The following is a 12,169-nucleotide window of genomic DNA, read 5'->3' as shown; positions in this document are numbered from 1 at the left end:
ATCGAGGAGGTGCCTGCATGAACGCAGAAACGACCAGCGCAGAAACGACGAGCGGGCCAACGCCCCCCGCCAGGGGCGGGATGCGCGGCATCCATGTGTTCTGGATCGTGCTCGTAACGATTCTGGTCACCATCGCGACGACCTTCTGGTTCGTGCGCACCTTCATCGACGTCAAGGATTTCACCCCCGTTGAATTGAGCGCGACGGAGCAACGGACGCTGGCGTCCAAGCTGCGTGCGCTCGGTTTCGAGCCCGAGGTGCCCGAGCACGGCCCAAAGCCACAAACGGACGAGGCGTGGCTTAAGCCCCGACCTTACGCCGAGCGGGCGGAGGAGCGCGTGGTCAGCTTCAGCGAACGGGAGCTGAACGCCCTGATCGCCAACAACAAGGATCTGGCCCGCAAGATGTCCGTCGACCTGTCGCGCGATTTGATCAGCGTGCGCCTGCTGGTGCCGGTCGAGCCGGATTTTCCGATCCTGGGGGGCAAGACCGTGCGCGTGTCCGCGGGGGTGGAGGCGGCCTTCCGAGGCGGCCGCCCGGTGGTCGTGCTCAAGGGCATCAGTCTGATGGGCGTGCCTATCCCCGGGGCCTGGCTCGGCGGTATGAAAAACATCGACCTGGTGCAGACCTTTGGCGACGAGCAGGGCTTCTGGCAGGGCTTTGCCGAGGGTGTCGAGGACATCCGCGTTGAGGATGGCTGGCTGCGGGTGAGGTTGAAGGAGTGACCGGTGTGGCGGCAGGGCGGCGTCCACGGATGAGCCTGGATTCGGTTCGGGGCTCCTCCAGCACCGCCATGCTGGCTACTTCAAACGCACCAGCGCATACCCCCGCTCATCCATCAGCACCTCATGCGGCGGCAGTTCCGCCAGCTTGCGTGTACGGGTCAAGACTAAATCCCCAGGGCGCGGCTCCCGCCGCTCCTGCACATGCCCGCTGTGCACGCTGTAGCTTGGGGTGTTGAGGCCCCACATCACGTAGGGGCCGGCTTGGTTGCGGGCAAGTTCAGCGGCGTGGGCGATGGGGCCTTGCTGGATGGCGGCCAGGCTCGGGACGAGCCACAGGGCGAGGGCGAGGTTGCCGGCGAGTCCCAGGCCGATCAGGGCGCGGGTCAAGGAAAGCCTGCGGGCCAGCATCAGGGCGATGCCGCCGAATGCGAGCAGGGCGAACACGATGCCAAAGCCGGGTACGAACAGCCCCTCCGCGCCGCTCAAGAGGGCGCGCACGTCTTCGTCCCTCTGCATGGCGGTGATATGCGGCCATAGTGGGGGCAGGGCGGCGAGGGCGGCGAAAAACAGCACCGGCGGGAGCAGGGCGAGGGTGCGTGAGCGCAGCGCGGACAGGGCCAGGGCGGCGAGGATCAGGGCCGCGGTCATGCCGTAGTTGAGGTAATGCGGCAGCTTGGTGCCGGAGAGGGAGAAGAACACCAGCACAAAGCCAAACCACAGCCATAGGTAGAGGCCCAGTGGCGACTTGACCCGCTCGGGCAGCTCGCGCACCGCGCGCAGCAGCGGGGTGGTGTAGGGCAGGGCGAGCAGCAGGGCGACGGGGAGGTAATAGAACAGGCTGCCCGCGTGGCCCTCCATCGGCCCCGAGAAGCGTTCGACGTTGTGGGTGCCGAAGAAGCCGTCGATGAAGGCCATGCCCTGGGCCTGGTATTGCAACAGGTACCAGGGCAGGGGGATGGCGATGAGCAGCACCAGGCCCAGCGGATGGAAGGCCGCCCGCCATAGGGCGGGCAGTTCGCGCTGCAGGGCAAAGAACAGCAGGGCCACCGCACCCGGGATCAAGAGCGCAATCGGGCCCTTGGTGAGAAAGCCGAGGCCCATGGCGGCGTGGGTGAGCAGGATCCAGCGCGTGCGGCGCTCAAGGAAGTAGAGGTAGATCCCGAACATGGCCGCCACCAGCCAGAGGTTGAGCAGGGCGTCGGCGGTGGCGGCGCGGCCGATCACCATGATCCCGAGGGCGGTTGCGACCAGCAGGGCGGCGCGCAGGGCGGTGTCGCGATCCAGCACGCGGGCGATGAAGCCGTAGACCAGGAGTACCCAGCCGGTGGCCGCCAGGGCCGAGGGCAGGCGGAAGGCGAATGGGGTGGGGCCGAAGATGGCCATGCTTGCCGCCTGCAGCCAGTGGATCAGCACCGGCTTGTCGAAGCGCGGCACGCCGTTGACGAACGGGGAGATGAAGTCCCCGCGCACGAACATCTCCCGCGTGGCCTCCGAGAAGGCGCCTTCGTCCAGGTCGAACAGGGGGACGCCCCCGAGGTTGACCAGAAAGCTGATCACTGCGGCGAGGGTGAGCAGGACGTAGTGAGGCGCGTAACGGGGCATGGCCGGGCGGAAAATCGAAGGGTGAGGCACTGTAACAAGCCCCTTTGGGTTAGGCTATGCCTCCTTGCCAGTCTCATGACGATATTTTCGTGCGCCCTCTGATCGACACGCCTGATTCCCGCGCCTATCTCGGAGTCGTTCTGCTGATCGGCCTTGTGACCGCTTACCGGGCCTTGGTGCTGGCGGGGTCCGGGCTGAGTCTGTACGTGGACGAGGCCTATTACTGGGGCTGGGCACAACAGCTCGACTGGGGCTATTACTCCAAGCCGCCGCTGATTGCCGTGTTGATCGCCCTGACCACCGCGCTCTGTGGCGATGGCGTGTTCTGCGTCAAGCTCGGCGCGCTGCTGGTCTACCCCATCACCACGTTCCTCGTGTTCAAGCTCGGTGAGACGCTTTTCGATGCCCGCACCGGGCTGTGGGCCGCGGCGCTGTTCCTGCTCATGCCCGGCGTGGCACTCTCCAATCTGATCATCTCCACGGATGTGCTGCTGCTGCTGTTCTGGACGGCAGGGCTGTTGGCCTTCATCCGTGCCCTGGAAACCAATGCCTGGCGCCATTGGCTCCTGGTCGGGCTGGCGGGTGGATTGGGCCTTTTGAGCAAATACACCATGATCCTGTTTGCGCCCTCCGCCCTGCTCGCGCTGCTGCTGGTGCCCGCCTGGCGTGGTCAGCTGCGCAATCCGCGCCTGTGGCTGGCTGCGGGTCTTGCCCTGCTGATCTTCCTGCCCAATCTGCTCTGGAATGCCACCCACGGCTGGCCCACCCTGCGGCATACGGCGGAGATATCCCATCTGCATGAGCAAACCCTGCACTGGGGGGAGCTCGGTGCCTTTTGGGGCGGCCAGTTTGCGGTGTTTGGGCCGTTGGCCTTGGTGCTGGGGCTGGTCGCGGCCTTCCGGGTACCACGTACCCCCTGGACGGTGCTGCTTCTGGTATTCACCTTCACCTTCCTTGCCGTCATCAGTGCCCAGGCCCTGCTTGGCCGGGCCAATGCCAATTGGGCCGCTCCCGCCTTCGTTGCGGCCAGCGTCCTGCTGGCCCACTGGGGCGTGGCGCATGCCCATCCTCGCTGGTTGCTGGCGGCCTTGGCCTTGAATGTGGCGTTGATGTTCGGGGCCTACCATTACGATCGGATCGCGGCGGGGCTCGGTTTCGAGCTGAGCGCCAAGAGTGATCCGTTCAAGCGGGTGCGGGGCTGGGACCGCTTGGGCGAGCAATTCACCCGTCTTCAGGCCGCGCACCCGCAGGCGTTGCTGGTGAGCGAGGAGCGCGAGGTGTTGGCGGAGCTCGCCTATTACGCCCGCATTCCGTCTGAGCGGGTGTTGAGTTGGAATCCGCAAGGTTTGCTGCGGCACCAGTATGACCTCATGCACAGCCTGGGCCCCACGCAGCGGGGCCGGGATGTGTTGTTGGTCACCAGCGCCAGTGCGCCGGGGCCCATCGCCGAACACTTCGCCTCCGTCGAGCCTCTCCCGCCTTTGCATGTGCCCATTCACCGGGACTGGGCGCTGGAGTATTCGGTTTTCCTCCTCCGAGACTACAAAGGATGATGCGCGCATGAACCGAAGGCTGCGCTGGAGCGCCATTTACCGCCTGTACGAGGGCATTGAACCGCTGTTGAATTATTCCGTGGCCAAGGAGGACAAGCCGCGCGGCCAGCGTGTGGTGGTGCTCGCCCCGCACATCGACGATGAGACCATCGGCTGTGGTGGGGTGATGGCCAAGCATGTGGCGCTGGGGGATCGGGTGGCGGTGCTGACCTTTGCCGATTGCACGCCCGAGCGCATCGCGGAAGGTCAGGCGGCCGGAAGGATCTTGGGGGTGCAGCGACAGGATTTTCTGCCCTATCCCTCCAAGACGCTGATGGATCAGGCCGATCTTCCGGGCATACTCGCGACCTTTCTTGCCGAGGAACAGCCGGATGTGGTCTACACCCCGGGGCTGTTTGATCGGCACGTCGACCATCTTTCGGTGAACCTCCTCCTGGCGCGCCACAGCCGGGCGAGCCGGGCGGGTTACATGGTCTACTCGTACGAGGTGTGGAACACCCTCACGCCCAATGTGGCGATCGACATCTCCGCCCATGCCGGGCAGAAGCGCGAGGCGCTGGCCTGCTTTACCAGCCAGAATGCGGCCAACAACTGGCTGGAGGCGGGCATGGCCCTCTCCCGCTACCGAGGCATCACCACGGGCGCGGGCGAGTATGCGGAAGCCTTCCTGCGCATGAGCGCCTCGCGCCACGTCGAGTTGATGGAACATGCCTTCAAGCGCATTTGACGGGCCGGATTGCCGCCTACGCCTGGTGCAGATTATCGCCGGGGATGGCCGCGGCGGGGCCGATCGCATTGCGCTGGCCTTGGGGCGGGCGATGAGCGAGGCCGGGCATCGGGTCGATTACGTCGTCAAGCCAGCCTTCCTGCGTTACCACGACCTCGCTGCCCTGGGGCATGTGACCCTCGACTATCCCCGAGGCCTGCGCGGCCTGCGTGCCTTCAACCGGGCGGTGCACGATGCGGATGTGGTGCTCACGCATGATTCCGGCAGTCGCCACCTGGGGCTGCGTGCCAAGCTGCTTGGGATGCGGCCACCGCTCTGGTTCATGCGTCACTGCATCAGCGGCACCAGCCGTCTGGGCGGGGTGCAGTTGCACCGCTGGCTGGTGGCGCGCCAGATCGCCATCAGTGAGGCGGTGGCGCAATCCCTGATCGCGTCGTCCTACCCCGCCGCCCGCGTGCACCTGATCCATGCCGGGGTCGATCTTTTTCCCTTTGCCCACCCCGATCCCCAGGCGGTGGAGCGCCTGCGGGCGCAGTGGCTGCCCGATCGCCAACCGGGGGAGATGGTGCTTGGCATGGTGGCGCGGTTTGGGGTCTATCCGGGGTGGTCGCCGGACAAGATGGACCTCAAGGGCTACGACGTGCTGTTCGCGGCCCTTGCCAAGGTGAGTTTCCCCTACCGCGTGCTGATCCTGGGGCCCCGTGATGAGCCCGATCATGCCGCCCTGCGTCAGATGGCCGCCTATCATGGCGCCGATCCCGAGCAGCTGGTGTTTACGGGCTTCGTGCAGGATGTGGCGCCGTATTACGCCCTGATGGACATCAATGTCCTGCCCTCGCGCGGGGAAGGCTTAGGGCTTGGGGCCATCGAGGGCATGGCGGCCGGTGTGGTCACCGTGGTGAGCGCGAGCGGTGGATTGGGCGAGGTCATGCGCAACCACGAAACCGGGTTGTCCTTCCCCGAGGGGGATGCGCAGGCGCTGGCTGCCTGCCTTGAGCGGCTGGCGGCCGATGCCGAACTTCGGCGATCCCTGGGCCAGTCTGGGCAGGCGGATGTTTTGGCACGCTTTGGCCTGGAGCGGATGGCGCGAGCGGTGGATGACCTGATGCAAACCTATGTCCGCAAGGCGGCGAATTGACGATGAAACATCCTGTGTTGTGGCTGTGGCTTGGGCTGTTTGCCCTCGCCGCTTTGATTTTCAGCCTCTGGCCTGAGCTCGATCTATGGGTCACTCGACGAGCTTACGATCCCGCACAGGGGTTCATCGGTGAGCGGCTCGGGTGGGTGGATGCCATCTATGCCTCGGCCCGCTGGCAGACCATCGCCGCCCTGTTGCTGGGGCTGGTGCTTTTGGCAGGCAGCTTCGTCAAGCGCTGGCAGGGGCGCTGGCCGCGTCGGGGCGTCGGGGCCTTCCTGCTCGCCAGTCTGCTGTTGGGGCCGGGGTTGATGGTCAACGGGGTGCTCAAGGAACACTGGGGGCGGGCGCGACCGCATCAGGTGGTGGATTTCGGCGGTTCCAAGCCGTTCACTCCCGCCTTGCTGCCGGCCCACAACTGTGAGCGTAACTGCTCGTTCGTCAGCGGGCACTCATCGATCGGCTTCTGGTGGCTGGCGCTGGGGCTGGCCTGGCCGGCCTGGCGCTGGCGCGCCATGGCCCTGGGACTGGTGTTGGGCGGCGCCCTGAGCGTGGCCCGTGTCATGCAGGGGGGGCATTTTCTGAGCGACACGGTGTTTTGCTTTCTCATCGTGTGGGGCGTGGCCGAGGCCCTGGCCTGGCTGTTCCGCCGCCAGGGCTGGCTGCCGGCCCCAGGCGCCCGTCCAACGGAGGATGCGGCACCCTCCAGCCGCTGAGGCGGCGGCTTACCCCTGAGCCGCCTTCTCCATCAGCCAGGTCATGATCAGCGGCAGCGGGCGGCCGGTGGCGCCTTTCTTGTCGCCCGAGTTCCAGGCGGTGCCGGCAATGTCCAGGTGGGCCCAAGGATAGTTCTTGGTGAAGCGGGCAAGGAAGCTCGCTGCCGTGATCGCCCCACCTTCGCGCCCGCCGATGTTGGCCATGTCGGCGAAGTTGGATTTGAGCAGGTCCTGGTAGTCGTCCCACAGCGGCAGCTCCCAGGCGCGGTCGCCGCTCTTCTCGCCGGCCTTGAGCAGGGCCTGCACCAGCGGGCGGTGGTTGCCTAGCAGTCCGGAGGGGAAACGGGCGAGGGCGATGACGCAAGCACCGGTGAGGGTGGCCATGTCCACCACGGCTTCGGGCTTGTAGCGTTCGGCATAGGTGAGCGCATCGCACAGGATCAGGCGGCCTTCGGCGTCGGTGTTGAGCACCTCGATGGTCTGGCCGGAGAGGGAGGTGACGATGTCGCCCGGCTTGAGGGCATGGCCCGAGGGCATGTTTTCCACCGTCGGGATCAGGCCGACCAGGTTCACCGGCAGGCGCATCTCGGCGCAGGCGGCGAAGATGCCAAGCACGCTGGCGGCGCCGCTCATGTCGTACTTCATCTCGTCCATCTTCTCGCCCGGCTTGAGCGAGATGCCGCCGGAGTCGAAGGTCACGCCCTTGCCGACCAGCACGACCGGCTTGCCATCCTCGGGGCCCTGACGGTATTCGAGCACGATGAAGCGCGGCGGCTGGCTGCTGCCGCGGGCGACGGCCAGCAGGGCGCCCATGCCGAGCTGTTCCATCGCGCTCTGGTCCAGCACCTCGGTGTGGATGGTGGTGTAGAGCGAGGCGAGGCGGCGGGCCTCGTCGGCAAGGTAGCTCGGGGTGCAGACGTTGCCCGGCATGTTGGCCAGATCCTTGGTCAGGCGGATGCCGCCGGCGATGGCCTCGGCCTGACGCAGGGGCTCTTCGAGTTCGCGTGCCTCCTTGCGACCGGCGATGAAGTTCACCCGCTTGAGGGCGCGCTTGCCGTTCTTGTCGCGCTTGAACTGGTCGAAACGGTAGTCGCGCTCATCCACGGCGAGCACCGCTAGACGCAGGGCCTCCGCCATGTCCATGCCGCGCGGGAAGGCCTCAAGGAGGCAGAACGCCGCATCGCCCGCGCCGCGCTCCAGAAGGGCGCCGACGGCCTCGGCATGGGCCTTCTTCCAGCCTTTCAGGTCGAGTTCGCGGGCCTGCCCCAGGCCCACCAGCAGCACGCGCTCCGCGGTGATGCCGGGCAACGCCGGCAGCAGCAGGGTCTGGCCGCATTTGCCTTCAAGATCACCGCGCTTGAGGATCTGGCTGATCTGGCCACCACTTGCCTCATCCAAAGCCTGGGCGGAGGGGGTGAGCTTGCGCCCCTCGAACACGCCGACCACGACGCAGGCGCTTTTGATGGAGGTGGCCGAGCCGCTCTTGATGCCGAATTCCACGGTGTTCGTCCTCGTTCCGACGGTGAAGGTCGCATCATCATAGAACCTCTTTCGGCCGCTTTCATACCCCATCCCGTGGGGCGGACCATGGATTGAGCGGGGGGGGCGTTTAGGGTATTCTGCAATTCCTTCAGGGGTGCATCCCTATGTGCCCTGCCCACGGCTTCTGAAGGCTCATGACTCGATACATTTTCGTTACCGGCGGCGTGGTGTCCTCCCTCGGCAAGGGCATTGCGGCGGCCTCCCTCGGCGCGCTCCTCGAGGCGCGCGGCCTCAAGGTCACCCTGCTCAAGCTCGATCCGTACATCAACGTCGATCCGGGCACCATGAGCCCGTTCCAGCACGGCGAGGTGTATGTCACCGAGGATGGCGCCGAGACCGATCTGGACCTCGGTCACTACGAGCGCTTCGTCCGCACCACCTGCACCCGCGACAACAGCTTCACCACCGGCCGCGTCTACGAGGACGTGATCCGCAAGGAGCGCCGCGGCGACTACCTCGGCGGCACGGTGCAGGTCATCCCGCACATCACCGACGAGATCAAGCGCCGGGTGCGCCTGGGGGCGGATGGCTACGACATCGCGCTGGTCGAGATCGGCGGCACGGTGGGTGACATCGAGTCGCTGCCCTTCCTTGAGGCCATCCGCCAGATGGGGGTGGAGCTCGGGCGCGAGCGCGCCCTGTTCATGCACCTGACCCTGGTGCCCTACATCAAGGCCGCCGGCGAGCTGAAGACCAAGCCGACCCAGCATTCGGTCAAGGAGCTGCGTTCCATCGGCATCCAGCCGGACATCCTGATCTGCCGCTCGGATCGCGAGGTCCCGGTGGATGAGCGCCGCAAGATCGCCCTGTTCACCAATGTGGAGCAGGACGCCGTCATCAGCGCAGTGGATGCCGATACCATCTACCGCATCCCGCGCCTGTTGCATGCCCAGGGGCTGGACGAGATCGTGGTGCGCAAGATGCGCCTGGATGTGCCGCCAGCGGATCTGTCCGAGTGGGATCGCGTGGTCGAGGCGCAGACCAACCCGCACCACAGCGTGCGCATTGCCATGGTCGGCAAGTACGTCGAGCTGGCGGACGCCTACAAGTCGCTCAACGAGGCCCTGACCCACGCGGGCATCCATACCCGTACCCAGGTCCACATCGAGTACATCGACTCCGAACGCCTCGAGACTGGCGGCACGGACCTGCTGGAGGGTATGGATGCGATCCTGGTGCCGGGCGGCTTTGGCGAGCGCGGGGTGGAGGGCAAGATCCGCGCGGTGCGTTTCGCGCGTGAGCACAAGATCCCTTACCTCGGCATCTGCCTTGGCATGCAGGTGGCGGTGATCGAGTTCGCCCGCCATGTCGCGGGGCTCGAGGGGGCCTACAGTACCGAGTTCGATCGCAACGCCAAGCACCCGGTCATCGGCCTGATCACCGAGTGGCGCACCGCCGAGGGGGGCATCGAGCAGCGTGGCGAGGATTCCGACCTGGGCGGCACCATGCGCCTCGGCGCGCAATTCTGCCGCCTGGAGGAAGGTAGCCTGGCGCGCAAGGTGTACGGCCAGGAGGTCATCTCCGAGCGCCACCGCCACCGCTACGAATTCAACGAGCATTACCGCGCGGCGCTCGAGGCCACGGGTCTGACCTTCTCGGGCATGTCGGCCGACAACAGCCTGGTGGAGATGATCGAGCTCAAGGACCATCCCTGGTTCCTGGCCTGCCAGTTCCACCCGGAATTCACCTCCACCCCGCGCGACGGACACCCGCTGTTCAAGGCCTTCGTCGAGGCTGCCCTGAAGCACAAGGAGTCCGTCGCGTGAGGCTCTGTGGTTTCGAGGCGGGCATCGACCGGCCGCTGTTCCTGATCGCCGGCCCCTGCGTGATCGAGAGCGAGAAACTCATCCTCGAGACCGCCGCCACCCTCAAGGAGATCACCGGCCGCCTCGGCATCCCGTTCATCTTCAAGGCCTCGTTCGACAAGGCCAACCGCTCGTCGGCCGGAAGCTTCCGTGGTCCGGGTCTGGAGGCAGGCCTGCGCATCCTCGAGCGGGTGAAGACGGAGCTCGGCCTGCCGGTTTTGACCGATGTGCACGAGGACACCCCGCTTGATGAGGTGGCCGCGGTGGTGGACGTGCTGCAGACCCCGGCCTTCCTCTGTCGGCAGACCAATTTCATCCAGAACGTGGCGCGCCAGGGCAAGCCGGTCAACATCAAAAAGGGCCAGTTCCTCGCCCCGTGGGACATGAAGAACGTGGTGGACAAGGCCCGCCAGGTTGGCAATGAGCAGATCATGGTCTGCGAGCGCGGGGTGTCCTTCGGTTACAACACCTTGGTGTCCGACATGCGCGGTCTGGCCATCATGCGCGAGACCGGCTGCCCGGTGGTATTCGATGCCACCCACTCGGTGCAGCAGCCGGGTGGGCAGGGCAGCTGCAGCGGCGGTCAGCGCGAGTTCGTCCCCGTCCTGGCGCGCGCTGCCGTGGCGGCCGGCGTCAGTGGGCTGTTCATGGAGACCCACCCCAACCCGGAGCAGGCTTTGAGCGATGGCCCTAATATGTGGCCGCTGAACAAGCTGGAACCTTTGCTCTCCACGCTGATTGAGCTGGACCGGGTGGTGAAGTCCCGGCCGTGGGCCGAAGATAGCCTGTAGGCCGGAATAAGCAGAACGCCTGTAATAGGGCACGTCCCCTCCCCCCTCGGGGGGAGGGTCAGGGAGAGGGGCCAAGAGCCGCAACGGGCGCCCCCTCTCCCCCAACCCCTCCCTCTCAAGGGGGAGGGGAGAAGTTTATTCAGATTTTTTCAGTGAATGTTCATGCGCAGCTGCTTCAATGGGCTGCGCGACCGACGAATCAAGAGCACAAGGAGCGAACCGAATGTCCGCGATCAAGAGCATCCACGCCCGCGAAATCCTCGACTCCCGCGGCAACCCCACCATCGAGGCCGAGGTGATCCTCGCCTCGGGCATCATGGGCAGCGCCGCGGTGCCCTCCGGGGCCTCCACCGGCAGCCGCGAGGCGCTGGAGCTGCGTGATGGCGACGCCAAGCGCTATGGCGGCAAAGGGGTGACCAAGGCCGTCGCCAACGTCAACGGCCCGATCGCCCAGGCGTTGGTTGGCAAGGACGTGCAGGATCAGGCGGCCATCGACCGGATCATGCTTGAGCTGGATGGCACCTCGTACAAGTCCAACCTCGGTGCCAACGCCATCCTCGCAGTGTCCCTGGCCTGCGCGCATGCCGCGGCCAACGAGAACGGCAAGCCGCTGTACGAGCAGCTCGGCGGTGAAGCGGCCGTGACCCTGCCGGTGCCGATGATGAACATCATCAACGGCGGCGCGCATGCCGACAACAGCGTCGATATGCAGGAATTCATGATCATCCCGGCGGGCGCGCCGAGCTTTTCCGAGGCCCTGCGCTATGGCGCCGAGGTGTTCCACGCGCTCAAGAAGGTGCTGCACGACCGCGGTCTGAGCACCACCGTGGGCGACGAAGGCGGTTTCGCCCCGGACCTGCCCTCCAACGAGGCAGCGATCGAGGTGATCCTCGAGGCCATCGCCAAGGCCGGCTTTGTTGCGGGCAAGGACATCTACATCGGCATCGACGTGGCCTCCTCCGAGTTCTACAAGGATGGCAAGTACGTGCTGGAGAGCGAGGGCAAGTCCTTCACCTCCGAGGAGTTCACCGCCTTCCTGCAGGGTTGGGTCGAGAAATACCCGATCCTCTCGATCGAAGATGGTATGGCCGAGGGCGATTGGGCTGGCTGGAAGCACCATACCGAGGTCCTTGGCAAGAAGATCCAGCTGGTGGGGGATGACCTGTTCGTCACCAACACGGCCATCCTCAAGGAAGGGATCGAGAAGGGCATCGCCAACTCCATCCTGATCAAGGTCAACCAGATCGGCACCCTGAGCGAGACCCTGGAGGCCATGCGTCTGGCAGCCGCCAACGGCTACACCAGCATCAGCTCGCACCGCTCCGGCGAGACCGAGGACACCACCATCGCCGACCTCGCCGTCGCCACCAACTGCGGCCAGATCAAGACCGGTTCCCTGTCCCGCTCGGACCGCATCGCCAAGTACAACCGCCTGCTGCGCATCGAGGAGCGTCTGGGGGCGCGTGCGGTGTTCCCGGGCTTGGCCGCGTTCAACCCGAAGCGCTGAGTCCGCGTGTGAGCCACGCCGGCGGGAACTCGCCTGTCCTGCAACGCCGCCTTCGTGCGGCGTTTT

General features: G+C 65.9%; 10 protein-coding genes. 8 read left to right on the top strand and 2 right to left on the bottom strand.

The genetic code is table 11. The features are described from left to right. The first annotated feature begins 17 nt into the window (after positions 1 to 17). Positions 18 to 725: a hypothetical protein gene (locus V6D91_RS02235; protein ID WP_347317554.1), complete on the top strand. Its 708-nt coding sequence runs from the start codon at positions 18 to 20 to the stop codon at positions 723 to 725. Positions 726 to 800: 75 nt separating this feature from the next. Here the strand turns inward: V6D91_RS02235 and V6D91_RS02230 are convergent, their stop codons facing one another. Beyond that, entirely contained in the window at positions 801 to 2,327 is a 1,527-nt protein-coding gene (locus V6D91_RS02230) for a glycosyltransferase family 39 protein (RefSeq protein ID WP_347317553.1), read from the bottom strand. 89 nt (positions 2,328 to 2,416) lie between these two features. Here V6D91_RS02230 and V6D91_RS02225 point away from each other — a divergent pair, with 89 nt between their 5' ends. From V6D91_RS02225 to V6D91_RS02210, 4 genes are read left to right on the top strand one after another with little or no spacing between them, the layout of a single operon-like run. Beyond that, entirely contained in the window at positions 2,417 to 3,880 is a 1,464-nt protein-coding gene (locus V6D91_RS02225; protein WP_347317552.1) for a glycosyltransferase family 39 protein, read from the top strand. 7 nt (positions 3,881 to 3,887) lie between these two features. After that, positions 3,888 to 4,607, top strand: a complete 720-nt coding sequence (locus V6D91_RS02220; protein WP_347317551.1) for a PIG-L deacetylase family protein — start codon at positions 3,888 to 3,890, stop codon at positions 4,605 to 4,607. Continuing rightward, entirely contained in the window at positions 4,588 to 5,745 is a 1,158-nt protein-coding gene (locus V6D91_RS02215) for a glycosyltransferase family 4 protein (protein ID WP_347317550.1), read from the top strand. Before V6D91_RS02220 ends, V6D91_RS02215 begins: the two co-directional genes overlap by 20 nt. A 2-nt stretch (positions 5,746 to 5,747) precedes the next feature. After that, positions 5,748 to 6,458, top strand: coding sequence for a phosphatase PAP2 family protein (locus tag V6D91_RS02210; RefSeq protein ID WP_347317549.1), 711 nt, complete (start codon positions 5,748 to 5,750; stop codon positions 6,456 to 6,458). 9 nt (positions 6,459 to 6,467) lie between these two features. Here V6D91_RS02210 and V6D91_RS02205 read toward each other — a convergent pair whose 3' ends face one another. Next, the gene (locus tag V6D91_RS02205) at positions 6,468 to 7,958 is read right to left on the bottom strand and encodes a leucyl aminopeptidase (RefSeq protein WP_347317548.1); all 1,491 of its coding nucleotides are present in this window, start codon (positions 7,956 to 7,958) and stop codon (positions 6,468 to 6,470) included. Positions 7,959 to 8,134: 176 nt separating this feature from the next. Here V6D91_RS02205 and V6D91_RS02200 point away from each other — a divergent pair, with 176 nt between their 5' ends. The 3 genes from V6D91_RS02200 (at position 8,135) to eno (ending at position 12,103) form a co-directional block, all read left to right on the top strand. Continuing rightward, complete coding sequence (locus tag V6D91_RS02200; RefSeq protein WP_347317547.1) at positions 8,135 to 9,766, top strand: CTP synthase; 1,632 nt, start codon at positions 8,135 to 8,137, stop codon at positions 9,764 to 9,766. After that, entirely contained in the window at positions 9,763 to 10,596 is an 834-nt protein-coding gene (gene kdsA / locus V6D91_RS02195; protein ID WP_347317546.1) for a 3-deoxy-8-phosphooctulonate synthase, read from the top strand. The genes V6D91_RS02200 and kdsA overlap by 4 nt, the downstream gene beginning before the upstream one ends. A 223-nt stretch (positions 10,597 to 10,819) precedes the next feature. Continuing rightward, entirely contained in the window at positions 10,820 to 12,103 is a 1,284-nt protein-coding gene (eno, locus tag V6D91_RS02190) for a phosphopyruvate hydratase (protein ID WP_347317544.1), read from the top strand. The last annotated feature ends 66 nt before the right edge of the window (positions 12,104 to 12,169 follow it).

Source organism: Thiofaba sp. EF100 (genome assembly GCF_039822285.1).
Taxonomy (GTDB): domain Bacteria; phylum Pseudomonadota; class Gammaproteobacteria; order Halothiobacillales; family Halothiobacillaceae; genus Thiofaba.
The sequence above is the reverse complement of the archived record's forward strand: the minus strand, read 5'-3'. Positions and strand labels throughout refer to the sequence as shown.